The organism is Micromonospora sp. DT231 (assembly GCF_049847025.1).
Lineage (GTDB): Bacteria > Actinomycetota > Actinomycetes > Mycobacteriales > Micromonosporaceae > Micromonospora.
This window is the reverse complement of sequence record NZ_JBNCNO010000003.1, coordinates 126,086-150,159: the sequence shown is the minus strand read 5'-3', so window position 1 is coordinate 150,159 and position 24,074 is coordinate 126,086. Positions and strand designations below refer to the sequence as shown.

The window sequence follows — 24,074 nt, the reverse complement described above, 5'->3', positions numbered from 1 at the left end:
CCCTCACATCCGCTCCGGGGTGCGGATGCCGAGCAGGTGCAGCCCCTGCCGCAGCGTCCGGGCCGTCAGCTCGGCCAGCAGCAGGCGGCTCTCCCGCAGCTCGTCCGGTGCCCGCAGCACCGGGCAGCGCTCGTAGAACGCGTTGAACACGGTGGCGAGCCGGTGCAGGTAACCGGCGAGGTGGTGAAACTCGAGGCTGCGCTCCACCTCGCCGACCACCGCGGCGAAGCCGAGCAGCTCGACCGCGAGCGCCCGCTCCGCCGGCAGCGTGAGCACGAGGGGCGTGTCCGGCCGCGCGGTGGTCCCGGCGCGCCTGGACATCGACCGGATCCGGGCGTACACGTACTGCAGGTAGGGCGCGGTGTTGCCGTCCAGGGCGAGCATCCGCTCCCAGTCCAGGACATAGTCCTTGGTCCGATCGGTGGACAGGTCGGCGTACTTGACCGCGCCGATCCCCACCGCGCGGCCGATCTCGGCGGCGGCTTCGTCGTCCAGCTCCGGGTTCCTCCTCCGGGCCAGGTCGGTGGCCCGGGTGACGGCCTCCTCCAGCAGCCCGACCAGCTTCACCGACTCGCCCGCCCGGCTGCGCAGCATCCGCCCGTCCGCGCCGAGGATCGACCCGAAGCCCAGATGCTCGGCCCGGGCCGGCGGACGCAGCCAACCGGCCGCCCGGGCAACCGCGAACACCATCGCGAAGTGCTGCCGCTGCGGCAGCCCGACGACGTAGAGCAGCCGGGTGGCGCCCAGCTCACCGACACGCTGCCGCAGCGCGGCCAGATCGGTGGCGGGATAGCCGTACCCTCCGTCGCTCTTGCGCACGATGAGCGGCATCGGCTCGCCGTCGCGGCCGCCGAACCCGGCCGGGAAGACACAGTCGGCCCCACCGCTGGACGTCAGCATGCCCAACCGGTCCAGGTCGTCGACGACCCCCGCGAGCAGATCGTTGTAGGCGCTCTCGCCCCGGAAGTCGTCCGCGGACAACGTCACGTCGAGCAGGTCGTAGACGGTCAGGAGGTACCGCTCGGACTGCGCCACCAGCAGCCGCCACCACCGCAGCGTCCGCTCGTCGCCGCCCTGCAGCGCGACCACCCGCAGCCGCGCGCGTTCCCGGAACGTCTCGTCGGCGTCGAACTTCACCCGCGCCGCCCGGTAGAAGCCGTCCAGGTCACCCATCGACAACTCGTGCGCCGCCCCGACCTCGCCGAGGTCGGCCAGGTGCTCGATCAGCATGCCGAACGGTGTCCCCCAGTCACCCAGGTGGTTGACCCGCACCACCCGGTGCCCCAGCCAGTCCAGCAGCCGTACCGCCGCGTCGCCGATGACCGTGGAGCGCAGATGCCCGACGTGCATCTCCTTCGCCACGTTCGGCGCCGAATAGTCGACCACCACGGTCTGCGGGGCCGCCGTCACCGGCACGCCGAGCCGGGCGTCGCCGGCCAGCCCGGAGACCAGGTCGGCGAGTGCCGGGTCGGCGACCGTGAGGTTGATGAACCCCGGCCCGGAGACCTCCGCCGACACGCCGACGTCGTCGAGCACCGCGTGTGTCAGCACCGCGGCGGCGATGTCGCGCGGCGGGCGGCCGAGCCGCCGGGCCAGCGCCAGCGCCGCGTCGGACTGGAAATCCGCGCGCGGAGAGCGCCGCACGAGCGGGTCGACAGGTCCGCCGGCCACCGCGGCGAACGCCGGTGCCAGCCGGTCGGACAACAACCTTTCAAGATCCATGAGTACGCCGATCTCACTCGGACCCGCACGGTCAGGCGGGCCTCGGACGACAGGAGATGCGGGCGGACCGAGGACGACAGCGCACAACCGGCGGCTCGATCCGCCGGTCGCAGGGAAACAGGTCAGCGCGGGCGGGCGACGGATCGCCGGCGTCGCCGTGCACCGACCTGGACGTCACACGACGCTCCGGTGCAGGTGGCGATCACGCTTGTCATGCGGGCACCCTAGCCGGCCGGTGGATGTGTCGGCATCCCGATTACCACCGCCCGGGTGAACGTCCGGTGGTCGTGATGTGTCGTTTGGGACGGGACGCCACCGGGAACTGCCCCGACATCGACGAAAGGTGATCATGAGCCGACACACACCGCTACCGCCCGCCCGTACGCGACGCGTGCTTGCGCTTGTCCCGTTGCTGGGCACCATCACATTCGCCGCCGCCTGCACCACCACCGCGGACCCACCCGGCTCGACCACGTCGAGCGCGGCACCGACCTCCGCGGCGGCAGGGGTGGACCCGACGGGCCAGCCCTCGCCGAGCGCGAGCGGCCCGACGACCATCCCGACGTCAGCGTTCGTCGAGCTGCCGACCGAGCTGCGGAAGTCTCCGCGCCGGACGGTGCCGGTCGAGGAGGCCCTGCCGAAGCTCTGCGGCAACGAGTTCGGCACCGGAGGCCGCCAGGTCACCGCCTCCGCGGCGATGACCGTCACCTACAAGAAGGCCGACGACAATCCCTCCAACACGCCCCAGGGGATGATCCACCAGACCATCTTCACCTTCGGGGGCACCGGGGCCGCCGAGTACATGACGCGTCTGCGCACCGACCTGCAGGCGTGTCCCACCTACCAGCACTCCGGCAACCGGGCCACCGTCAAGAGCCAGGCCCTGCCCGGCGTCGGCGACGAGGCGCTGTTGCTGACCCGGACGTGGCCCTACACGAACCTGAACGGTGAACACACCGGCGGCGACGGGACCAGCCAGATCGCGGTGGCCCGCGTCGACACGGTGGTGACGGTGTTCGACGACCAGGGGTGGGAGGGTTCCAGCGGCAATCCCGCCATCCTGGACCGGGTCGTCCGCGACGGCGTGCGGACCATCGACACCTGGCAGCGGTAGTACCCCCACGGCCGGCTCCGGCGCGGGGCTCGGCACCCGGGTCTTCGGCGCGACACCGTCGCTCGTGGCGATGCACGCGCCGAAGACCCGCCGCCGGATCGACGGGTGATCCCCCGGTGCGATGATGCGGCCCGTGACCCCCTCGCCCGCCGATCCCCACGACCTACGAAGTGTGCGACGTGCCTACGACACCGTCGCCGAGGACTACGCCACCCTCCTGCCGGACACCCGCGCCGAGGCCGCACTCGACCTCGCCGTTGTCGACGCGTTCGCCGAGGCGGTGACGGCGGGCGGCGACACCCGGGTCCTCGACGCCGGATGCGGCGCAGGCCGGATGAGCAGGTACCTCACCGACCGTGGGTGTCTCGTGCACGGCGTCGACCTGTCGCCGGGCATGGTCGTCAGAGCACGACGGGACCACCCCGACCTGATGTTCACCGTGGGCTCGCTGACCGCCCTCCCCTACCCGGACGGCAGGTTCGCCGGCGTCCTGCTCTGGTACTCCACCATCCACACACCCCCCGCCGGGCAGGCACACGTCTTCGCCGAGGTGGCCCGGGTCCTTCGACCCACGGGCCACCTGCTCGTCGGCTTCCAGGCCGGCGAGGGAACGCGCGACCTGTCCGGGCCCTACCGCCGCCGCTTCGGCCACGAGATCCACCTGGAGCGACACCGTTACACGGCGGACCAGGTCGCCGCCGAGCTCGAGGCCGCCGGCCTGCGGGAGGAGTGCCGCCTGGTGCGGCGCGCTCGGGGCACCGAGCGGGACGATCAGGCGTTCCTCCTGGCCACGGTGCGTCGCGTCAGCGGTTGAAGGCCATGTAGAGGCGTCAGCGGTTGAAGGCCACGTAGAGGCGTCAGCGGTAGAAGGCCACGTAGAGGCCGAGGCCGAAGTTCACCATCAGGATGATCGCGCCGACCACGGCGAACCCGCGTTGCCAGGCCGTCCACCGGACCGTCCGCTGGGACTCGACGATGCCCGCCTCCTCCACCCGGACCTCCGCGATCCGGTCCCGTTCCTTGGTGTCCCGACGAGCCGCGGTCGCGCCGGCAGTGAACAGGGCGACGTTGGCGCGAAGCTCCTCGGTGAGACTCCGCAACGCCTGGGTCATCGATTCGATCGAGCCGTTGATGTGCCGCAGGTGCTCGTCGTGCCCCTGGAGACGCTGCTCGATCCGACCCGCGTCGACACCACGGCTGTAGGCGGCGGCCCTGTCGTCGGTGGTCTCCGGGCCGGTCACCGCGGTGTCACCGTCGGCGGCGGTGCGGCGTCGATCCCGCCCGCGGCCAGCGACACGTGCCGGGGCCGCCGCGAAGACGTGGTATCTGCGAGACGCAAGGCAAGACCTCCTCCTGCCGCCGCACAGTCCGGCCCGGCAACGCACCAGTCGTACCACCCGCGGGGCCGGAAAGCCACTGCTGGGATCCGACAGATCCGCAGGTCAGAGCCCTATTTAGCGCTCACCGCACGGGGGTTACGGGTGCCGTTCGTCGATCGGGCAACTGTCCGGCCGCCGACAGACCGGGGGTGGTGGGCGTACGTCGAAGGCTCGGGGAGACGACTGCGGCGGTACGTCGCCCCGGGCGCGTACCTCCCGGGTTGTGGGCCGATCGGCAACTCCGGCATGACGACTCGTGTGCGCTGCGTTACCTACGCTGCCACCGGAAGCTGTCACACCGCCGAAGGGAACCCCTGATGTCCGTCCGTCATCTGCTTGTCGCCGCCGTAGCCGCCCCGCCCGCCGGGATCGAGCTGACCGCCCACGCCTCGGGTCAGCCGGCCGCCGCCACCGCTCTCGCCATGAGTACCGGGCGACTCGGCGCGACCACGGCCGTACTGCTGGGGCTGGTCGGCGTCGTCGTCGGCGGGCTGGCGCTGGCTCGCCCCGCCAGCCGCGTCGGCTCCGGCTCGGCGCCACTCGGAGCCGTCCTGGCCCTGACCCTGGGACTGGCCGGCATGGTGCTCGGCGGGGTGGTGGTCGCCACCTCCGACGGCGGCATCGGTACGGGTAACGGGCGCGGCGGGGCCTTCGTGGCCCTGGCGGTCGGGCTGGTCGGCGTGGTCCTCGGTGGACTGGCCCTGGCCCGGGCCCGCCGCAGTGCCCGCCTGACCGCCTGAGGTCGCGGTCAGGGGCGGGTGAGCCAGCCGGGAACGGCCAGACCGGACTCGTAGGCGAGGATCACCAACTGGGCACGGTCCCGGACCTGCGCCTTGGTCATGATCCGGCTGACATGCGTCTTGGCGGTGGCGGGGCTCAGCACCAACCGCGCGGCGATCTCGTCGTTCGACAGGCCCGCGGCGACAAGCGCGAGCACTTCGCGCTCCCGGGTGGTGAGCACGCTCAGTCGCGGCCCGGGGTCCGGATGCGTGGCCCGGGCGCTGAACTCGGCGATCAACCGACGGGTGATCGACGGCGCGATGAGCGCGTCGCCCCGGGCTACCACCCGCACCCCGTGGATCAGCTCGGCCGGCTCGGTGTCCTTGACCAGGAAGCCGCTGGCGCCGGCCCGGAGCGCGCCGTAGACGTAGTCGTCCAGGTCGAACGTGGTCAGGATGATCACCCGGGCCGCGCAGGTCGCGACGATCTGCCGGGTGGCGGCGAGGCCGTCCAGGACGGGCATCCGGATGTCCATGAGGACGACCTCCGGCCGCAGGTGCGCGGCGAGCCGCACCGCCTCGGCGCCGTCGGCGGCCTCGCCGACCACCTCGATGCCCTCCTCGCCGTCCAGAATGGAACGGAAGCCGGCGCGGACCAGGGTCTGGTCGTCGGCGAGCAGCAGTCGGATCACGCGGGCTCTCCCACAGTCGCCGGGCCGGGCCGCAGCGGCAGTCGGGCGCGGACCCGGAAACCGCCGTCCGGCCGCGTGCCAGTGGTCAGTGAACCGCCGAGCGCGCTCGCACGCTCACGCATGCCGATGATCCCGCTGCCCGGAGCCCCGGGTGTGGCGGTGCCGTCGTCCTCCACCTCCACCACCACGTCGTCGCGGTCGGGTCGCACCCGGACCACCGCGGCGGAGGCGCCCGCGTGCCGGGCCACGTTCGTGAGTGCCTCCTGGACGATCCGGTACACCGCCAGGTCGACCTCCGGGGGCAGCGACCTGGTTTCGGCAAGGTCGGTGCTGATCGTCAACTCGGGCCGTCCGGCCGTCCGGATCAGATCGCCCAGGCGATCGAGGCCGGGGCCGGGCGCGGTCGGAGCACCGCCCTCCCGCCGTAGCACGCCGAGCGTCGCCCGCAGCTCCCGCAACGTCTCCTTGCTCGTCTGTTTGATCGCGGTGAGCGCCTGCTCGGAGCGGTCCGGGTCCGGCCGGTGCAACGCGGCGCTGGCCTGCACATTGATCAGCGAGAGGTGGTGGCCGAGGACATCGTGCACCTCACGGGCGATGCGCAACCGCTCCTCGGTGGCCCGCCGCCGGGCCTCCTCCTCCATCCGCTGCTCGGCGACGACCGCGCGGGCCTGCGCTTCGGCGAGGTAGGCCCGGCGGTTGCGGGTCACGCCGACGATGACCGCGACGAGCCAACCCGCGTGCAGCAGCGTCGCCCCGTTCATGGTGTCCGGGGACCGGTTGTCGTCGTCCGCGGCGGCGAAGGCGATCACCGAGGCGAGACCGAGACCTGTGGCGATCCAGAGATGTCCCTCGTCGACAACCGTGTAGAGCGCCACGACGAAGACCAGCATGATCGGGCCGGCCTTGTGCAGCAACGCCCCGTACGCGACGACGGCGGCCAGCGCCACCACACCCACCGGCACCGGGTGGCGGCGGCGGGCGCTCAGCGCGGCGGAGGAGGCGAGCACCACCAGCAGTGTCGTCCACTCGGCGGTGGTGTCGATGCCCCGCGCCTGCACCACCAGGCCGGCGCAGGCGACCAGACCGACGGCGACCACCAGGGCGACATCCGCCGCCCGGCCACGCCATCGCGCCCCTGACATACGCGCAGCCTAGCCTCCGGCAGGCAGGCGGACGAACGCCCGGAGCGTCGGACCTCACCGGTGGACGTACCCCTCCGTCCTGGCGTCGCTCCTCAGTGCGAGGACGAGGGGTCCTGGTGCGGTAGCCGCGGCCGCTCGGCCAGGTTGGCGTCGTAGCCGGCAGCCTGGAGAGCGAACAGCTCGGCGTAGCGGCCGCCGCTGGCCACGAGCTCGTCGTGGGTGCCCGCCTCCACCAGCCGGCCGTGGTGCAGGACGAAGATCCGGTCGGCGTGGCGGACGTTCGCGAGCCGGTGCGTGATGAGGATCGTGGTGGCGCGGCCTCGACGATCACGGATGGCCTGGAACAGGGCGTCCTCGGCCCGGGGGTCGAGGGCGGAGGACGGCTCGTCCATGATCAGCAGTTCGGCGTCACGGAGGAACCCGCGGGCCGCGGTGATCCGCTGCCACTGCCCGCCGGAGAGATCCTGACCTCTGGCGAAGGTGCGGTCGAGCAGCGTCTCGTACCCGTGTGGAAGCTCGTTGATCATGTCGTGGGCGACCGCGCGGGCGGCGGCGGCCTCGATGAGGTCCTGCCGGGCCTCGGTGTCGACGTCGCCGATGGCGATGTTCGTCGCCGCGGTGAACGGCCACTTGTGGTATTCCTGCGTCACCACAGCGATCCGGGCCCGCAGCCCCGCGACGTTCCAGTCCGCGAGCGGTCGACCGTTCCACTCGATGCTGCCCTCGGAGGGCGCCCGGAGGCCGGCGATCATCGCGGCGAGGGTCGTCTTGCCCGAGCCGTTCTCCCCGACGAACGCAACGGTCTGGCCGGCGGCGATCCGCAACGTGACGCCGTCGACGGCCGGGGTGTCCCGGTCCGGATAGCGCAGGCTGACCTCGCTGATCGTCAACTCCCGCAGCCGTTGCGGACTGGCGGCGGCCGACGGCCGGGTGGCGTCCGGAAGGTAGGCGTCGGCACGGGTCATGAAGCCTGTGTAGTCGCCGAAGTGCTGACCCTCGGTGTAGACGTGGTCGACCTGGAAGGTGGCGATGGCCAGGGACCGCTGCGCGGACTGCACCGCGATGACACAGGTCGCCGCGGCGGCGAGCGGGATCTGCCCGTCCAGGAGCAGCAGGCCGAGCAGGACGTAGACGGTGCCGGTGGCGAGACCGCCGATGATCGCCCCGACCGTTGTGGTCGTGGTGACCCGACGGGCCAGGGCGAGTTGGATGTCGGTCTCCACCCGCATCACCCGGTCGTACTGGTCGAGGAGGAAACCGCGCAACCCGTACGAGCGCAGCTCCGGGGCCGAGGCCCGTTCGGCCATCAGCTTGTGCAGCAGCCACAGTCGACGTCTGCGCACCGATCCGGCGGTGTACGTCTGGTAGCGCAGGTGCCCGGCCCGCAACGACGCCCAGGCGTTCGGCACCGTGGCCACCAGCAGCGCCAACAGCAGCAGCGGGTGGATGATGACGACGGCGGCCACCACGGCGAGCAGCCCGGCCAGCCCGGCCAGCAGGTTCATCGACGCCTGCACCAGCCCGATCGTCGACTCGGTGCCCCGCGAGGCGCGTTCCATGTCGTCGGCGAACGCGTCGGCGTCGAACGCCTCCAGGCGTACCGCTGTGGACACCTCGAACAGACCCCGCTCCACCTCGCGGTTCACCCGCGGCGTCAACCCGTTCTGCGCGTACCCGGTGGCGATGCCCATCCCGGCGCGCAGCGCGGTCGCCACCGCCAGCACGGCCAGGGCGGGCATCGCGGCCCGCACCTTGTCCGCGGTCGGGCCGCCGGCGAACAACTCCACGAGCACCCGCTGGGTGGCCAGCAACCCGAAGGCCGCCATCACCCCCGCGCCGACCGTCGCCGCGGCCACCACGCCGGTACGGAGTCGGTCCGCGCGCCAACTGATGCCCAGGGCTGTCCGCACGAGCCTGGGCAGCTCCGCGAAGACGGCGAAGACACCGGCCTCGGCGCGCGCCCGCACCCCCGTCTCCCACCACATCTCCCGCAGCTCCGGCAACACCGACTCGGCGCTTCCGGGGCCGGAGCGGGCTGGTGGGGTGCGGTGGGCCTCTGCGGCGGCGGTCTCGATCATGGTCGTACCTCCCGGGCGGCGCAGCCGTCGCCGTCTCAGCCTGTGCAGGCGGATTGGCGGGTTCCTGGAGGATTGGACCACCCCCAGATAGCTCCCCGCAATTGACTGATCACGTGTAGTCATGGGTGGTGAGGTCGGGACGGAATGCGCCGCTGAATTCGTCGGAGGCTCGTGCCATGCTCGCGCTCACCTCACAGCAAGGAGCACGGCGGCATGGCCACGGCGATCGTTCGGGACGAGACAGCGACAGGAAAGGCCATCGACCACTGGTCGTTGACCGGGCTGCCGGAGCGCATCTCCGCTCGGGAGCTGGTGCGCCTGCGGGTTCGCGAGGAGGTCGCCCGCTTCAACGCCGAGCAGCCCCGGCACTTCCGAGGGTTGGTGCAGCCGACCGACACGGAGGCCACACTCAACGGTTACCGGGTCGCCCCGGGCCGGCGGCTCGACTGGGAGCGGCAGGCGGATGCCGCCTGCGCCGCCTTCGCCCGTAACGGCTTCCTGCTGCTGGTCGGGCACCGCCAGATCGACGACCTCGACGAGGAGATCGACCTGCGCACCGACCCGGATGTGGCGTTCGTGCGGCTCGTTCCGCTGGTGGGGGGCTGACATGGGTGACTGGGCAGCCCTCCTTCCCGACCTGACCGATGGTGACCGACGGCGGGTGGAGCGCGGTCTCAGCGAGGCCGACGCTCGGATCCGGGCCGTTCTGCACGCCGCCAGCACTCACCACTGGGGCTCGTCGGCAACGAGCGTCCCGGAGTGGAGCGCGGTCGAGTCGTGGCCGGTCGAGGTCCGCCGCAGCGCCGCGCTGGCCGGGCACCTGGAGGTGTCGACAGGTTCGGTGCCCACCGCGCTCAACGATGTGCTGCGCGCTCTGGCCGACGGCGCCCTGCCCTGGACGCGGGCGGATCTGGTGTGGTGCCTGGAGGTCGTCGCACGGGGAGAGTGCTACGACAACGGCGCCCACCTGGAGCTGCCGGCTCTGATCGCCGCGCGTCTGACACCGGCCGAGCTGGCCGACCTGGTGCCGACCCTCGACGCCCTGGTCAACGACCTGGTCGGCGACCACGTCGTCGCCGTCGAGCCCCGGCGGCGCGCTGTCCGGCTGATCGGCGAGGCCCTCGATCGCGCCACCGGCCGACGCGTGCCGCCCTGGCTGCTCCACGACGGAGACGGGTTCGGGCCGCTCGTCCGCGCCGAGCTGGATACCGTCCTCGCCGCGCCGGGCGTGCCGGAGCTGCTGGCGCACTGCGCCTCGCTGGAGAGGCCGGCAGCGCCCGCGAAATGGCAACGCCGCCTGGACGAACTCCTCGACACCACACCGGGCGGCACCGCTGCCGTGCGATCGATCCTCGACGCGTTCGCCGGCTACGGTCGGCCCCTGCACGACGACTCGGACCGCCTGCTCCGCGGCCTGGCCTGGGCGCTGTCCCGGCAGCCGGACGAGCCGGCCACCGACCTGTTGGCACGTGTCACCACCGCCGCGGCAGCGGCGCCACGACAGGCGCCCGGCTTTCCCCACGCGCAGAGGACGGCAGTGGCGGCCATCGCGCTACTCGCGGGGCGGGGCGGCGAGGCGCCGGTCCGCACGCTGGCGAGGCTGGCGGTCACGGTCCGCAACAAGGCGGTGCAGAGCCGGATCCAGGCCGCACTGTCCCACCTCGGGGCGCTGCGCGGGTGGTCGGTCAGCGAGATGATGGACCTCACCGTCGACGACCACGGGCTCGGCCCCGACGGGCGACTGTGCGCGCGGGTCGGGCCGTACGACGCGGCGGTCGAGGTGACCGGCGAGAAGGCGCGCCTGGCCTTCGCCCGTGACGCCGTCGCGCTCAAGGGCGTGCCAGCCGCGGTCAAGCAGGCGTACGGTGACGAGCTCAAGCAGCTGCGTGACCTCGCCAAACGCGTCGGTGCGACCCTCACCGCCGAGCGCCAGCGGGTGGAGGGGCTGCTCTCCGAGGAGCGCACCTGGTCGCCCTCGGACTGGTCGTCCCGATTCCTCGACCACCCGATCACGTCGGCCTACGGCCGGCGGTTGGTGTGGGAGACCAGCACCGACGGCCACCTGTGGACGGCGGGTCTGCCCCGACGCGACAGCGACGGCTGGACGATCGCCGACCGGGAGGGCCGGGCCGTTCCCGGCGACCGGGTCAGGCTCTGGCATCCGGCCCGCGCGACGACGGACGAGGTCTTCGCCTGGCGCGAGCACATCCTCGCCACCGGTCTGACACAGCCGTTCAAGCAGGCCTTCCGGGAGGTCTATCTGCGCACGCCCGCCGAGGAGCTGACCCACACCTATTCCAACAGGTTCGCCGCCCACATCCTGCGGTACCGGCAGGCGAACGCGCTCCTGCGCGCCCGGGGTTGGCAGGCCGGATACCTCGGCACCTGGGACGGCGGCTACGAGAGCGAAGCCACCAAGCCCTTCGGCGGTGGCGCGTGGCGGGCGTCGTTTCACCACCAACTTGTCGACAACGCGGATGAACGCCGCTTCGACGTGGAGTACTGCTCCACCGACCAGGTTCGTTTCGCCCGCCGCGACGGCGCGACGTGGCAACCGACGCCTGTCGTCGACGTGCCACCACTGGTGTTCAGCGAGGCCATGCGCGACGTGGACCTGTTCGTCGGCGTCACCTCGATCGCCAGCGACCCACAGTGGGCCGACCGCGGCGAGGACCGCTTCCACGACTACTGGCGCAGCACTGTCGTCGCGGAGTTGGCACCCTCGGCGCAGGTACGACGGGACGCGCTGGCCCGGCTGCTGCCGCGCACCACCATCGCCGACCGGGTGCGCCTCTCCGAGCGGTACCTGCACGTCCGCGGCACCATCCGCACGTACCGGATCCACCTCGGGTCCGGCACCATCCTGATGGAGCCCGACGACGCCTACCTGTGCATCGTCGCGGCGCGCGACCGCACCGGCCGGCTGCACCTGCCGTTCGACGACGACCCCATGCTGTCGACGATCCTGTCCAAGGCGATCATGCTGGCGGCCGACGACACGATCACCGACCCCACGGTGCTCGGGCAACTCACCAGGTGACCGGAGCCTCCCTGGTGATCACCCCGCGTCCGGCGCGTCGAGGCGCGCTCGCAGCGCGGCCGCGATCTCGCCGGCCGCGACGATCTGCTCCGGCGTGAGGGCGTCGACGAAGAGCTCGCGAATGGCGCGCAGGTGGGGAAATGTCGCGTTGCCGAACGCCTCGGCACCGGCGGCGGTGAGCTGCACCTCCGCTCCCCGGGGGACCGTCGCGCACTCCTGACGGCGGATGAGGCCGCGCCGCTCCATCCGGCCCAGGTGGTGGGAGAGCCGGCTCCGCTCCCAGCCGATGTGCGCCGCGAGCGCGGACGAACGCATCGCCCGGTCCGGCGCCTCGCTGAGAGCGAGCAGCACGGCGTAGTCCCCGGTCGAGAGAGAGGAGTCACCCTGGAGGCGGGACTCGAGCCGGGAGCTGAGCGCCGCCGTCGTCTCGATGAAGTCCCGCCAGATCCGCAACTCCTCGGCCGCCGGCAGCTGGCGTCCTCCCCGCCGGGCGGGTGTGGTCTCCGTCATCTCACCTCTCCCGGGAATTGACGTGTCAATCGCCAAGTTAGCATCATTGACACGTCAACCGGTAGGTCCGCTTCCCGCGGGTCGCCGACGGGAGCCGAGGAGGTCACGATGACAGCTACAGGTTTCGAACTGGGGCTCAACTCGTTCGGGGAGGTGGCCACCGACGGCGACCGGGTCCTGAGCGACGCCGAGACCGTCCGACTCCTCGTGGACGAGGCACGACTCGCCGAGTCGGTCGGACTCGACGTGTTCAGCCTCGGTGAGCACTACCGGGAGGGCCACAACGACTCGGCGACACCCGTGTTGCTCGCGGCGGCCGCGACGGCGACCGAGCGGATCCGCCTCGGCACCTCGGTCACCGTGCTCAGCACGAACGACCCGGTACGCCTCTACCACGAGTTCGCCACCCTCGACGCCGTGTCCAACGGCCGCGCCCAGCTCGTCCTCGGACGCGCGTCGGCGACCGAGTCGTTTCCACTGTTTGGCTACGACCTGGCCGACTACGAGCGGTTGTTCGAGGAGAAGTTGGACCTCTTCCTGCGGCTGCGACGCGACGAAACGGTCACCTGGTCGGGAACCGTACGAAGCCCGCTGACCGAGAAGCGCCTGCACCCACGGATGCGACCCGGCGGGATCCCGACGTGGATCGGCGTCGGGGGCAGCCCGAACTCGGTGGTCCGCGCCGCCCGGCACGGTCTCCCGCTCATGCTGGCGATCATCGGTGGGCGACCCCAGCGGTTCGCCGGCCACGTCGACCTGTACACCAAAGCGCTCGAACAGTTCGGGCATACCCCGCAGCCAATCGGGCAGCACTCACTCGGCCTTGTCGCAGACACCGACGAGGAGGCGGTGGAGACGTGGTGGCGGTACTGGCAGCCGGTCGCGGCGGCGCTCGCCGCGGAACGCGGCTTCTACAAACCGGACCGCGCACGCTACGAGGCCGAAATCGACCACGGGGCGCTCTTCGTCGGATCACCCGAGACGGTGGCGCAGAAGATCGCCACGGTCGCCCGCGACCTGCGGCTCAACCGCTTCGACCTGAAGTACGACATCATGCACCTGCCCCGCGAGGCACGCGCGCGCACCATCCAACTGCTGGGCAGTGAGGTCGCGCCGCGGGTCCGGGAGCTGCTGGCGAAGGAGCCCACCCATGTCTGATCTCTTGTTCGGCCTCGACACGTTCGGCGACGTACCGGAGGACGACGCCGGCAATCTCGTCTCCCACGCCGCGGCGATCCGCCAGGTCGTCGACGAGGCGGTGCTCGCCGACCAACTCGGCGTCGACGTCATCGCGTTGGGCGAGCACCACCGGCCGGAGTACTCGGTGTCGACCCCGGAGACGGTGCTGGCGGGCATCGCCACCCGTACCTCACGGATCCGGCTGGCCTCCGGGGTGACCGTGCTGAGTTCGGACGACCCGGTCCGGGTGTTCCAGCGTTTCGCCACTGTGGACGCGCTGTCGCACGGCCGGGCCGAGGTCATCCTCGGGCGCGGCTCGTTCACCGAGTCGTTCCCCCTCTTCGGCTACGACCTGCGCGACTACGACACGCTGTTCGAGGAGAAGATCGAGCTGTTCGTGAAGTTGCTCGACGAGAAGCCGGTCACCTGGAGTGGCACCCTGCGTGCCCCGTTGGACAACGCCGACGTCTTTCCGAAGACGGAGTCGGGTCACCTGGACACCTGGGTCGGCGTCGGTGGCTCACCACAGTCGGTCGTCCGCACCGCCCAGTACGGGCTGCCACTCATGCTCGCCATCATCGGCGGCGCTCCCGAACGCTTCGCGCCCTACATCGACCTGTACCGCCGGGCGGCCGACCAACTCGGTACGACGGCGCACCCGGTCGGCATGCACTCGCCGGGCTTCATCGCCGACACCGACGAGGAGGCCAAGGAGATCTACTGGCCGCACTACCGCGTCATGCGCGACCGGATCGGCGCGCTGCGCGGCTGGCCACCGATCCGCCGCCAGGAGTTCGACTCCGAGGTGGAGCACGGCTCCCTCTACATCGGCTCACCCGAGACGGTGGCCCGCCGGATGGCCCGCGCGATCCGCAGCCTCGGAGTCGGCCGGTTCGACCTCATCTACTCGGCCGGGGCGCAACCGGCGAGCGCACGGATGCGGGCCGTGGAACTGTACGGCTCCAGGGTGATCCCCATGGTCCGCGAACTGCTGGCCTGATCAGCACGTCAGAACCGAGAGGACGACATGTTCGACAACGACCGACCCCAGACCCTTGGTGTGCTCGGGGCCGGCAAGGTGGGCACGGTGCTCGCTCGGCTCGCCGTCGCCGCCGGCTACCGGGTGCTGGTCGCCGGCTCCGGCGACCCGGCGAAGATCGCCCTCACCGTCGAGGTGCTCGCTCCGGGGGCGGCGGCCACCACGGCCGTCGACGCGGTGGCCGCCGCCGACATCGTGATCCTCGCCCTGCCGCTGGGTAAGTACCGCAGCGTTCCCGCCGAGGCGCTGCGCGGCAAGCTCGTCGTCGACGCGATGAACTACTGGTGGGAGATCGACGGCATCCGCGACGACCTCACCGACGCGCGTACCTCGTCCAGCGAGATCGTCCAGGCGTTCCTGCCCGGGTCGCGCGTCGTCAAGGCGTTCAACCACATGGGCTACCACGATCTGGAGGACGGGTCGCGGCCGAGGGGAACGCCGGACCGCAAGGCCATCGCGATCGCCGGCGACGACGCCACGGACCTTGCCACGGTCGCGACTCTGGTGGACGCGCTGGGCTTCGATCCGGTCGTCGCCGGCCCCCTGGCCGAGGGCGTACGACTCGAACCCGGCAGTGAGTTGTTCGGCGCCAACGTCAGCGCCGACGAGGTGCGGGCCATGCTCGACCGCTTCGGAGAGTCCGAACGCGGACGAACCATCGCCGCTGCCCGAGCGTCGGCCTAACCGATCAGGAATCGAGAAGCCCGGCCGGTGTCGTCCGGCCTAACCTTTTCCCAGGTCGCGGCATGGTGCCGCACCTGATCGAGAGGGAGCCCGCGCATGTCCGCGAAGACCACCACGACCACGTCCGACGGTTTCAGCGCCGAGGAGCGGGCGGCGATGCAGGAGCGCGCCGCCGAGTTGCGCGCCGAGGGCAAGAAGGGCGCGAAGAAGGCCGACGGGCTCCAGGCGCTCCTCGACCGGATCGCGCAGATGGAGCCGGACGACCGTGCGCTCGCCGAGCGCGTCCATGTGGCGGTGACCGCCGCCGCCCCCGAGCTGTCCCCTAAGACCTGGTACGGGATGCCCGCGTACGCGAACGCCGACGGCAAGATCGTCGTCTTCTTCCAGGACTCCGGCAAGTTCAACTACCGCTACTCGACCCTGGGCTTCCAGGACGCGGCAAACCTCGACGACGGCGACCTGTGGCCGGTGGCGTACGCGCTGCAGAAGTGGAGCCCCGCCGTGGAGAAGAGGGTCGTCGAGCTGGTGCGGGCGGCGGTCTCCTGACCGTCACCCGCCCGTCGCCGCGAGGTGCGGCACGCACAATGTCGCAGTTATCGACATGTGAAGATGTCCGGTCGCCTGGCGAAGTCGGGTGGATTCCCGCCGGAGGGGCCAGCCATGATCCCCTGCGGGGTGCCGACCTGACGCCCCAGACGGGGGACATCGATGCTGCACCGACAATCATCCGCACGGGCGCGCGCCGCACTACCGCGCCGGATCGCGGGCGTGACCGCCGTGGCGACCCTGGTCGCCGCCGCCGCGGTCGGCGTGGCCGGGCCGGCCGTCGCCGCGGCCCCACCCAGCGCTTCCGCTGACAGCATGACGCTCCTGCCAGATGTCACCGACGTCGCCGACACCGCTGCCGGCGGCGGCCGGGTCTTCGTCTCCGCGGAGGACCGGGTGATCGTCGCCGACGCGACAGGCGCCATCACCGACACGGTGACGGGGCTTGCCGGCGCGAACGGCCTCGCCAGCACGCCCAGCGGAGACCGCCTCTACGTGGCGCTGTACGACAGCGGCGAGGTGGCGGAGATCGACCCGAGCACCGCGAAGGTCACCCGCAAGATCGACGTTGGGCGGCGCTGCCCCCGGCACCTCGCGCTCTCCGGCAGTCGGCTCTGGATCGGCTACGGCTGCGAGGGTGTCCACGAGGGCGGAGTGCTGACCCTCGACGTCGCCGCGGCCACCCCCACCGTCGCCGCCATCATCGACAACACGTTCGGTGCGCCGGCCGTCGCCGTGGCCGGCGGTGTGCTGGCCCTCGGTGAGACTGATCTGCATCCGTCGGTGGTTCACGTCTACTCCGTCGACGGCCAGCAGGCGACCGAGCGCGGCACGATCGAGGTGCCCACTCTCAACGACCTGGCGCTGACCCCGGACGGCTCGCTGCTGGTCGTCGCCTGGGGAGCGGATTTCCTGCACTTCGCGTACGACACCACCACCCTCGCCGAGGTGCGCCGCTACGGCGACTCCTCCTCGGCCTGGGCGACGGCGGCGGCGTTCAGCTCGGACGGCCGACACCTCGCTGCCGGCCACCGCTCCCCTGACGGTCCGGCGCTGGTCATCCACGACACCGCCAACGGCACGGTGGTCAACACCGCCCGCCCCGAGAGGGGTTACCTGGTGGGTGGTGCCGTGAGCTTCCTCGGCAACGACGCCTTCGCGGTCATGGAGGGGGCCGAGAGTTTCTGGCTCTGGCGAGTGGCTGACGCGACGCTTCCGGCGTCCGCCATCTCCCTGACCGCGCCCGCCTCCGGGACCGCGCTCGACCCGCTGCGCATCACCGGCCGGCTCACCCTTGCCGACGGCGCCGCTCCGGGGGTGCAGGAGCTGCAGGTCACCCGCACGATTCCGGACGGCACCTGGGCCACCCTCTCGGTCACCACCGCGGCCGACGGCACCTTCACCCTCACCGACGTCCCCCCGCTGAGTGGTCAGATCCGCTACGACGTCTACTGGAATCCGACCGCGGACTATCAACGCAGCACCGCCTCGGTAACCGTCCCGGTCGACGGCCGCACCGCGACGCTCACCCTCGGCGGACCGAGCAACGGCAGGGACGGCAGCCGGCTCTCGCTCTCCGGCGTCCTGGGCCTCGACGGCAAGGCTCCGGAGCAGCCACAGACCCTGGCGGTGACCCGGACGATCTGGAACAACCGCCTCGACGGCGCCGTCGAACAACTGCCGAACGTCACCACCGACAGCCGTGGCGCCTTCACCATCCTCGACACACCCAGCCAGGGCGGCCGGCACGTCTACACCGTCACCTGGCACGGCGACTCCGTGTACGCGTCACCGTCCGCCAGCCACGAGGTCGCGGTGACATCCGCGGACTCGCACATCGCCGGGCAGGTGGCGGAGCCCGCGTACATCGGGGTGCCGTTGCGGGTCACCGGTGCCGTGACCTACGACGTCGGCGTGTGCCAGGGCCCGACCGTGGTGCAGTTGAGCCGGCGGATCAACGGCGGTGCGGCGAAGCGACTGCCGGACGTCACCACCGACGCCTCGTGCGGGTTCGGTTTCGACGACACCGTGGGCAGGACGGGGCCGGTGACCTACACCGTGGCCTGGGACGGCAACTCCACCCAGCGCAGGACCACCGGCGCCATCTCCGTCACCGTGCAGAAACAGCCGTCGTTCATCGAGGCCACCTCTCCCGACCGCACCCTGCTCAACGGGCAGCAGGCGGTCATCGAGGGCACGGTCACGGATCTCCACGGCGAGTCGATCAGCGGGCGGTTGAAGCTGACCGTGCAGCGGATCGGCCCGGACGGCTCATCGCTCACCCTCCCGAGCGTGACCACCGCCGCCGACGGCACCTTCTCCTACCGCGACTCGCCGCCGACCATGGACGCCAGCACCTACCCGCAGTTCCAGTACGAGTTCTCCTGGTCCGGCACCGCCACGTACCGGACGACCACGGGCAGTGTCTTCTTCTACATCGTGCCGCCGGAGTGCGGCTGCTGAGGTGCCTGCGATGCCGCCCGCCCGCCCGTCGTGGGGGCGGGCGGCATCATGTCGGACATGTCAATCACCGACCACGCACTGGCCATCGCGGCGGCGGAAGCCGGAGCCGCTGTCGTCCGCGAGCAGTACGGCACATCGCTGGCACGCTTCAGCAAGACCGGGGACGACTTCGCCACCACGGCGGACGTCGAGGCCGAGAAGGCAATCCTCGACGTCCTGCGCGCCGGACGCCCGCAAGACGCCGTGCTGGCGGAGGAGAGCGGGCGCACCGGCACCGGCGGGAACGGACGTACGTGGCTGGTCGACCCGTTGTGCGGAACGCTGAACTATGCCGTACGGACCATGCTGACCTCGGTCAACGTCGCTCTCCGGGCCGGGACACGCGTCTCCGTGGCCGCTTCGGCCGACCCGTTCACCGACGAGGTGTTCTGGACCGACGGCACCGCCGCGTACGCCAGGCGTGGTGGCGTCGACGAGCCGCTCACCCCGTCGGCCGAGTCACGACTCGTCGACGTCAATCTCGACCCGCCGTTTCCCCACCGGCACGTCTTCCTGGCCGCCCGGATGCTCGCGGACGAGGGGTTCGTCGAACAGTTCCGCCCACGCGTCGTCTCCACCACGCTGGCCGTGGCCTGGGTGGCCGCCGGTCGGCGCGCCGGCTACGTCACCGATGGCGAGCACCTCTGCGACAGCGTCCACTTCGCGGCCGGAATCGCCCTCGGCCAGGCTGCCGGGTGTGTGGTCACCGGGATCGACGGCGGGCCGGTTCACCCCGGCGGGAAAGGTCTTGTCGTCGCCGCCGACGAGCGGACGCACGGCGCCCTCCTGACTCTCATCCACAACCAGCGGTGACCGTCAGCCCGGGCGGGAGCGACAGGTTCCGCCGCTCCCGCCCACAGGCGCTAGCTGGCGTACGTCTCGAACTCGCCGACCCGCGGCGTACCGCTGGAGCTGTTGATCCTGAAGTTGATCTTGCTTAGGGCGGTCGAGGAGAAGGTGATGGAACCCGCCCCGTTGCCGGAGGCCAGGACAGCCCCGTTGTCGTTGTTGACGAGCTGCCAGGCTCCGATGGAGCCCTGGGTCCCCGACGGCTCACGGATGACCACTCGGGACACCCGGGTCGCGGAACCCCACTTGATCGAGATGGTGCCCGTCGCTCCGGCCGGTGACCAGTAGGTGCCGATGTTGCCGTCCCGCACGTTGCCGTAGCTGGTCCCGCTGGCCTTGCTGGATCCGTCGGCACCAGCGCCGAGGCTGAGGTTGGTCCCGCCACCCGGCGGCGGCGTGGTCGGCGGGGCGCTCGTCGGCGGAGTCGTGGTCGGCGGCGGGCTCTGCGGAGAGCAACTGCCGTTCGACACCCGCAGGCCCGTGTTGGCGCCCACCGTCTGCCGGACGATCTCCGGCACGCAACTCGCGCCGTCGAGGCTGTACGGATACGGGATGGTGACCGTGGTGTTGGACGTCGGGTTGGGGCCGGCGGGATAGTTGTCGCTGCCGGCGCCGGACCAGGTGACGTTGTCGAAGATGTTGCCGCTCACCTGCCAGTAGCCGCGCTGGTCGGTGTAGAAGGTGCCCAGCACGTCCTTGGAGTTCCGGAAGTAGTTGTTCTCCACCTTCGCCTTCGCACCGGCCCGGGAGTTGATGCCCGACTCGCGCAGGCTCACGTAGTGATTGTTGTAGATGTGGGCCGTGCCGCCGCGCAGCAGCGGCGTCCGGGAGTCGATGTTCTCGTACAGGTTGTGGTGGTAGGTGATGAAGCTGTTGGAGAGGTCAGTCTCGCTGGACCCGACGAGGCCGCCGCGCCCGGAGTTGCGCAGGATGCTGTAGGACAGGGTGACGTACTGGGTGTTGTCCTTCATGTCGAACAGACCGTCGTACCCCTGCGACTCCCCGCCCGAGGCCTCCAGGGTGACGTGGTCGACCCAGACGTTGCGGACCGTGCTCTCCATACCAATGGCGTCCCCACCGTTGGAGATGGGCGAGCCGGACTTCTTGACGTTCCGGACTGTCACGTTCTGGATGATGATGTTGCTGGAGTCGCGGATGTGGATGCCGAGCTGATCGAACAGCGCGCCGCTGCCGACACCGATGATGGTGACGTTGCTGATCTGCTTGAGCTCGATCACACCGTCCGCCGTGTTGCAGCTCGACCCCGACACCTTGCTGGTGTTGCCGTGGTTGATGGTCCCGGTGACCTCGATGGTGATCGGGGTGCTGCCGCTGGCGCGACCGCACAGCGCCGCGTGGATCGCGGTGCCGGTGGTGGCCCGTACGGTCTGGCCGCCCGCGCCGCCGGTGGTCCCGCCGTTCTGGGTGGCATAGCCGGTGGCGCTGCCGACCGCCGCCGACGCCTGGGGCGTCGGCAGAGTCACGCCGATGGCGACCCCGACGGCCGCCGTGGCCAGTGCTGCCTGAAGTCGCAATGCGACTGGTCGTCTCATTTTGCCTCACCTTCGCATTCGTCAGGTCCATCGCCGGAGCGCCGCGGTCGCCCGACCGCACTCGGGTGCGATCACGGAGACGCTGCATTGACGAGAATTAATTGCCGAGGGCTGCCCGGCCCTGACAAGCGCGGGGTTGGCCGCCCAAACGGCACCGCCCCGGCCACGTTGATCGATGCGCGATGACCCGATCCAGGAATAAGACATCGATGTAACGCAATGGTAGGAAAGCGGTTTCCCCGAAGGCAAGGGTTAGCGCTTGCAGGTTTTTTGCAGTGCTCCGGGAGATCGGAACCGGTGACGCGAGTTCCGAACCACGGTGATCATGAAGTTGTTGCGCCGAGGCGCCGGGCTTAATGGCAACAACTTCATGATCACCGGAGCCGCGCTGGGCCCGGTCGCCTCAGTCGTCCAGGCAGGCGCGGACGGCGGCGGTGAGCAGATTGGCGCGCTCGTCGCCCATCCCGCGCATCTGGTTGACCACGTAGCCGAAGCCCAGCTGATGCTCGGCGTCGGCGAAGGCCAGGTTCCCGCCCGCGCCGTCGTGGCCGAAGCTGCGCTCACCCAGCAGGGGCCGGGCCGGTGGCGAGTGCAACAGGAAGCCGGTGCCCCAGCGCTGCCCGGTGTCCGGCGGCCCGTGCCGCTGCTGCCCACGCGAACGGACCACCACCGCGTCGTCCACCGACGCCGCCGTGAGCAGCGGTCCACGGTGGAGTTCCGACACGCAGGCGGCGTAGAGGCGTGCGAGGCCCTCGGCCGTGCTCACCGCGCCCGCGCCGGGGACACCGGCGGCCCGGATGGCGTCGTCGTTGAAGCTCACCAGGCCGTCGGCGTCGGCGGGGAAGGCGAATGCGCCACCCATGGTGATGCCCCGTTCGGCGACCGGGTCCACGAACGGGTCGGGGTCCGGGGGCGGGGCCAGGCCCCAGGCGACGGTGTCGCTCTCGGCGGCCGGGAGCCCCAGCCAGGTGTGCAGGCCGAGCGGGCCCGCGACGGTGTCGGCGAAGAACGCGCCGGGCAGTTGGCCGGTGATGCGGTGGATCACCTCTCCGACCAGCCAGCCGTAGGTCATCGAGTGGTAGCCGTGCGCCGTGCCCGGCTCCCACAGCGGGGCCTGCGCCTCGATCGCCTTGATGACCGGATCCCACGCCAGCACCTCGTCGAGGGTCAGCGGTCGGTCCACGGCGGGCAGACCGGCCTGGTGCGTGAGCAGCCAGCGCACGGGGATGTCCGCCTTGCCGTGCTGTCCGAACTCCGGCCAGTAGCGCGTCACGGGAGCGTCGAGGTCGAGCCGGCCCTGTTGGGCCAGCAGGTAGGCGCAGATCGCCAGGATCCCCTTGGTGCAGGAGAAGACGACGACCGGCGTTTGCGCGTCCCAGGGCCGCCCGGTACGGGTGTCGGCCACCCCGCCGTACAGGTCGACGACCTTGCTGCCGCGCACGTAGACGGTGACCGCGGCGCCGACCTCTCCCCGGGAGGTGAAGTTGTCGCGGAAGACGTCGGCGACGCGCCCGAAGCGATCGTCGACGTCGCCGTGGATCTGCGGCTGTGTGACCACTGCCTACCCCTTCACTGACCCCTGGATCAGGGCCTTGATGAACTGTCGCTGGAAGATCAGGAACACGATGAGGGTCGGGGTGAGGATCAGCAGCGACCCGGCACACAGCAGCACCAGGTCGGTGCCCCACTGGCCCTGGAACGCTCCGAGCGCCCCGGCCATGGTGCGTTTGGTGGCGTCGTCCACGAGGACGATGGCGAGCAGGAACTGGTTCCACGTCCAGAGGAACATCAGGATCGTCAGCGAGGCGATCGCCGGCCGGGCGAGCGGCACCTGGACCCGCCAGAACAACTGCCACGTGCTGCTGCCGTCCACCCGGGCCGCCTCGGACAACTCGACCGGCACGTTCGTGAAGTGTGCCCGCATCCAGAACACCGCGAACGGCATGTACAGCCCGATCAGCGGCAGGATGATGGCCCAACGGGTGTTGAGCAGGCCGAGGTCCTGCATCTGGTAGTAAAGCGGCGTGACCACCGCCTCGAACGGCAGGGTCAGACCCAGCAGGAAGAGACCGAAGACGAGTCGGCCGCCGGGCACCCGCAGCTGACCGAGCCCGAAGCCGGCCATGGTCGCGATGAGCACCGACACCGGTACGACACCGGCCACGATGAGCAGGCTGGAGCGGAGCAGGGCGCCCATGTTCGCGGCGGTGAAGGCGTCGGCGAAGTTGCCCCACTGCGGGTCGGACGGCCAGTCGAGCCCACTGGGCACTGTGCCCCGGGGCTGCAACGCCGCCGAGAGCATGCTCACGAACGGCAGCAGGGTGACGACGATCAGGGCGATCAGGAAGACCCGGCCGGTCAACTGTTCGCGTCGGCTCAGGTTCACTGCTTGTCCCCTCGGCTCAGGCGCTGGATCGGTAGCACACACGCCAGCACGAGCAGCATGAGTACGACGGCGAGCGCCGAGGCCAGCCCGACCTGCCGCTGCGAGAAGGCCAGCCGGTAGATCTCCAGGCCCGGCACCGTGGTCTGGAGGCCGGGGCCGCCGCTGGTGGAGATGTAGACGATGTCGAAGCTCGCCAACGCCGCGATGATCGTCACGGTGAGGCAGACGCCGATCTCCTGGCGCAGGCTGGGCAGGGTCACGGCGAGGAACTCGCGGACCGGACCGGCACCGTCGAGGCGGGCGGCCTCGTACAGCGCCGGATCGATCTTGCTCATGCCGGTGACCAGCAGGATCGTGCAGAGGCCGAGCAGGACCCAGGCCCCGATGACGCCGACGGCTGGCAGCGCCGTGTCGAAGTCGCCGAGCCAGGCGCGGGCGACGCCACCCAGCCCGACCGCGCGCAGCGCCTGGTTGACCAGACCGTTCGACGAGAGCAGCCAACTCCACGCGATGCCCGCCGCCACCAGGGGGATGACCTGCGGCAGGAACAGGATGGTACGGACGACGGTGCCGAACGCGCCGGTGGTGATCCGGCGAACCATGCTCGCCACCAACAGCCCCAGCGCGACGGGGATGAAGCTGAAGAAGACGATCAGCACCATCGCGTTGCCGATGATTTTCAGCAGGTCGCTGTCGGTGAAGACGGTGAGGTAGTTGTCCAGGCCCACCCAGCGGGCCACCCCGATGCCGTTCCAGTCGTAGAGCGAGTACTGGAGCGTCAGGACGAGCGGGCGCAGGACGAACACCGCGTACATCACCAGGGCGGGCAGGACGTACAACCAGCCGGTCCCGGCCGCGGGGGGGCCCCCGGCGAGGGGGGGGGGCCGCGGGGGGGGGGGGGGGGGGGGCGCGGGGCGCCCCGGGGGGGGGGGGGCGGCGG

The 24,074-nt window shown here is 71.0% G+C and carries 21 protein-coding genes; 11 read left to right on the top strand and 10 right to left on the bottom strand.

Annotated elements, in window-relative coordinates:
* Positions 1–3: 3 nt before the first annotated feature.
* Entirely contained in the window at positions 4–1,722 is a 1,719-nt protein-coding gene (gene argS, locus ACPXBU_RS08885) for an arginine--tRNA ligase (protein WP_425757678.1), read from the bottom strand.
* Positions 1,723–2,071: 349 nt separating this feature from the next.
* On the opposite strand from argS, the gene ACPXBU_RS08880 reads away from it, so the two are divergent.
* Together ACPXBU_RS08880 and ACPXBU_RS08875 are read left to right on the top strand one after the other, a co-directional pair.
* Positions 2,072–2,836 carry a hypothetical protein gene (locus tag ACPXBU_RS08880; RefSeq protein WP_393367276.1) on the top strand — a complete coding sequence of 255 codons (765 nt, stop codon included), beginning with the start codon at positions 2,072–2,074 and terminating at the stop codon, positions 2,834–2,836.
* Between the two features lie 133 nt (positions 2,837–2,969).
* Positions 2,970–3,650: a class I SAM-dependent DNA methyltransferase gene (locus ACPXBU_RS08875; protein WP_425757677.1), complete on the top strand. Its 681-nt coding sequence runs from the start codon at positions 2,970–2,972 to the stop codon at positions 3,648–3,650.
* Between the two features lie 43 nt (positions 3,651–3,693).
* Here the strand turns inward: ACPXBU_RS08875 and ACPXBU_RS08870 are convergent, their stop codons facing one another.
* A complete protein-coding gene (locus tag ACPXBU_RS08870) occupies positions 3,694–4,077 on the bottom strand; it encodes a hypothetical protein (RefSeq protein WP_425757676.1) in 384 nt (127 codons plus the stop codon).
* Between the two features lie 455 nt (positions 4,078–4,532).
* Between ACPXBU_RS08870 and ACPXBU_RS08865 the strand changes: the two genes are divergently transcribed.
* Positions 4,533–4,955 (top strand): DUF6223 family protein, encoded by a 423-nt coding sequence (locus ACPXBU_RS08865; RefSeq protein WP_425757675.1) that lies wholly within the window; start codon positions 4,533–4,535, stop codon positions 4,953–4,955.
* Positions 4,956–4,963: 8 nt separating this feature from the next.
* Here the strand turns inward: ACPXBU_RS08865 and ACPXBU_RS08860 are convergent, their stop codons facing one another.
* The 3 genes from ACPXBU_RS08860 to ACPXBU_RS08850 form a co-directional block, all read right to left on the bottom strand.
* The gene (locus ACPXBU_RS08860; protein ID WP_425757674.1) at positions 4,964–5,626 is read right to left on the bottom strand and encodes a response regulator; all 663 of its coding nucleotides are present in this window, start codon (positions 5,624–5,626) and stop codon (positions 4,964–4,966) included.
* Entirely contained in the window at positions 5,623–6,768 is a 1,146-nt protein-coding gene (locus ACPXBU_RS08855) for a sensor histidine kinase (RefSeq protein ID WP_425757673.1), read from the bottom strand. The genes ACPXBU_RS08860 and ACPXBU_RS08855 overlap by 4 nt, the downstream gene beginning before the upstream one ends.
* A gap of 92 nt (positions 6,769–6,860) precedes the next feature.
* A complete protein-coding gene (locus ACPXBU_RS08850) occupies positions 6,861–8,846 on the bottom strand; it encodes an ABC transporter ATP-binding protein (protein WP_425757672.1) in 1,986 nt (661 codons plus the stop codon).
* Between the two features lie 213 nt (positions 8,847–9,059).
* On the opposite strand from ACPXBU_RS08850, the gene ACPXBU_RS08845 reads away from it, so the two are divergent.
* On the top strand, positions 9,060–9,452 hold the full coding sequence (locus tag ACPXBU_RS08845) for a hypothetical protein (RefSeq protein ID WP_425757671.1): 393 nt from the start codon (positions 9,060–9,062) through the stop codon (positions 9,450–9,452).
* A gap of 1 nt (position 9,453) precedes the next feature.
* Entirely contained in the window at positions 9,454–11,886 is a 2,433-nt protein-coding gene (locus ACPXBU_RS08840; protein WP_425757670.1) for a DUF4132 domain-containing protein, read from the top strand.
* 18 nt (positions 11,887–11,904) lie between these two features.
* On the opposite strand, the gene ACPXBU_RS08835 is transcribed toward ACPXBU_RS08840, so the two are convergent.
* The gene (locus ACPXBU_RS08835) at positions 11,905–12,396 is read right to left on the bottom strand and encodes a MarR family winged helix-turn-helix transcriptional regulator (protein WP_425757669.1); all 492 of its coding nucleotides are present in this window, start codon (positions 12,394–12,396) and stop codon (positions 11,905–11,907) included.
* 108 nt (positions 12,397–12,504) lie between these two features.
* On the opposite strand from ACPXBU_RS08835, the gene ACPXBU_RS08830 reads away from it, so the two are divergent.
* The 6 genes from ACPXBU_RS08830 to ACPXBU_RS08805 all read left to right on the top strand — a co-directional run bounded on the left by ACPXBU_RS08830 (position 12,505) and on the right by ACPXBU_RS08805 (position 19,159).
* Positions 12,505–13,554: an LLM class flavin-dependent oxidoreductase gene (locus tag ACPXBU_RS08830; protein WP_425757668.1), complete on the top strand. Its 1,050-nt coding sequence runs from the start codon at positions 12,505–12,507 to the stop codon at positions 13,552–13,554.
* Positions 13,547–14,575: an LLM class flavin-dependent oxidoreductase gene (locus ACPXBU_RS08825; protein ID WP_425757667.1), complete on the top strand. Its 1,029-nt coding sequence runs from the start codon at positions 13,547–13,549 to the stop codon at positions 14,573–14,575. Before ACPXBU_RS08830 ends, ACPXBU_RS08825 begins: the two co-directional genes overlap by 8 nt.
* Before the next feature lie 27 nt (positions 14,576–14,602).
* The gene (locus ACPXBU_RS08820; protein WP_393367266.1) at positions 14,603–15,298 is read left to right on the top strand and encodes an NADPH-dependent F420 reductase; all 696 of its coding nucleotides are present in this window, start codon (positions 14,603–14,605) and stop codon (positions 15,296–15,298) included.
* A gap of 96 nt (positions 15,299–15,394) precedes the next feature.
* Positions 15,395–15,844 carry an iron chaperone gene (locus tag ACPXBU_RS08815; protein ID WP_425757666.1) on the top strand — a complete coding sequence of 150 codons (450 nt, stop codon included), beginning with the start codon at positions 15,395–15,397 and terminating at the stop codon, positions 15,842–15,844.
* Between the two features lie 222 nt (positions 15,845–16,066).
* Complete coding sequence (locus ACPXBU_RS08810) at positions 16,067–18,307, top strand: YncE family protein (RefSeq protein WP_425757665.1); 2,241 nt, start codon at positions 16,067–16,069, stop codon at positions 18,305–18,307.
* Positions 18,308–18,364: 57 nt separating this feature from the next.
* Positions 18,365–19,159 carry an inositol monophosphatase family protein gene (locus ACPXBU_RS08805; protein ID WP_425757664.1) on the top strand — a complete coding sequence of 265 codons (795 nt, stop codon included), beginning with the start codon at positions 18,365–18,367 and terminating at the stop codon, positions 19,157–19,159.
* 50 nt (positions 19,160–19,209) lie between these two features.
* Here ACPXBU_RS08805 and ACPXBU_RS08800 read toward each other — a convergent pair whose 3' ends face one another.
* The 4 genes from ACPXBU_RS08800 to ACPXBU_RS08785 all read right to left on the bottom strand — a co-directional run bounded on the left by ACPXBU_RS08800 (position 19,210) and on the right by ACPXBU_RS08785 (position 23,973).
* Positions 19,210–20,748: a pectate lyase family protein gene (locus ACPXBU_RS08800; RefSeq protein ID WP_425757663.1), complete on the bottom strand. Its 1,539-nt coding sequence runs from the start codon at positions 20,746–20,748 to the stop codon at positions 19,210–19,212.
* 403 nt (positions 20,749–21,151) lie between these two features.
* On the bottom strand, positions 21,152–22,306 hold the full coding sequence (locus ACPXBU_RS08795) for a serine hydrolase domain-containing protein (RefSeq protein WP_425757662.1): 1,155 nt from the start codon (positions 22,304–22,306) through the stop codon (positions 21,152–21,154).
* A 3-nt stretch (positions 22,307–22,309) separates the two neighbouring features.
* Positions 22,310–23,134 carry a carbohydrate ABC transporter permease gene (locus ACPXBU_RS08790; protein ID WP_112585274.1) on the bottom strand — a complete coding sequence of 275 codons (825 nt, stop codon included), beginning with the start codon at positions 23,132–23,134 and terminating at the stop codon, positions 22,310–22,312.
* Positions 23,131–23,973, bottom strand: a complete 843-nt coding sequence (locus ACPXBU_RS08785) for a carbohydrate ABC transporter permease (RefSeq protein WP_425757661.1) — start codon at positions 23,971–23,973, stop codon at positions 23,131–23,133. Before ACPXBU_RS08785 ends, ACPXBU_RS08790 begins: the two co-directional genes overlap by 4 nt.
* Between the last annotated feature and the right edge of the window lie 101 nt (positions 23,974–24,074).

Bases quoted from the DNA above. Each gene is read 5' to 3' on its own strand.
- argS (WP_425757678.1), bottom strand. From the start codon at position 1,722: ATGGATCTTGAAAGGTTGTTGTCCGACCGGCTGGCACCGGCGTTCGCC.
- ACPXBU_RS08880 (WP_393367276.1), top strand. From the start codon at position 2,072: ATGAGCCGACACACACCGCTACCGCCCGCCCGTACGCGACGCGTGCTT.
- ACPXBU_RS08865 (WP_425757675.1), top strand. From the start codon at position 4,533: ATGTCCGTCCGTCATCTGCTTGTCGCCGCCGTAGCCGCCCCGCCCGCC.
- ACPXBU_RS08855 (WP_425757673.1), bottom strand. From the start codon at position 6,768: ATGTCAGGGGCGCGATGGCGTGGCCGGGCGGCGGATGTCGCCCTGGTG.
- ACPXBU_RS08850 (WP_425757672.1), bottom strand. From the start codon at position 8,846: ATGATCGAGACCGCCGCCGCAGAGGCCCACCGCACCCCACCAGCCCGC.
- ACPXBU_RS08845 (WP_425757671.1), top strand. From the start codon at position 9,060: ATGGCCACGGCGATCGTTCGGGACGAGACAGCGACAGGAAAGGCCATC.
- ACPXBU_RS08840 (WP_425757670.1), top strand. From the start codon at position 9,454: ATGGGTGACTGGGCAGCCCTCCTTCCCGACCTGACCGATGGTGACCGA.
- ACPXBU_RS08835 (WP_425757669.1), bottom strand. From the start codon at position 12,396: ATGACGGAGACCACACCCGCCCGGCGGGGAGGACGCCAGCTGCCGGCG.
- ACPXBU_RS08830 (WP_425757668.1), top strand. From the start codon at position 12,505: ATGACAGCTACAGGTTTCGAACTGGGGCTCAACTCGTTCGGGGAGGTG.
- ACPXBU_RS08825 (WP_425757667.1), top strand. From the start codon at position 13,547: ATGTCTGATCTCTTGTTCGGCCTCGACACGTTCGGCGACGTACCGGAG.
- ACPXBU_RS08820 (WP_393367266.1), top strand. From the start codon at position 14,603: ATGTTCGACAACGACCGACCCCAGACCCTTGGTGTGCTCGGGGCCGGC.
- ACPXBU_RS08815 (WP_425757666.1), top strand. From the start codon at position 15,395: ATGTCCGCGAAGACCACCACGACCACGTCCGACGGTTTCAGCGCCGAG.
- ACPXBU_RS08805 (WP_425757664.1), top strand. From the start codon at position 18,365: ATGTCAATCACCGACCACGCACTGGCCATCGCGGCGGCGGAAGCCGGA.
- ACPXBU_RS08800 (WP_425757663.1), bottom strand. From the start codon at position 20,748: ATGAGACGACCAGTCGCATTGCGACTTCAGGCAGCACTGGCCACGGCG.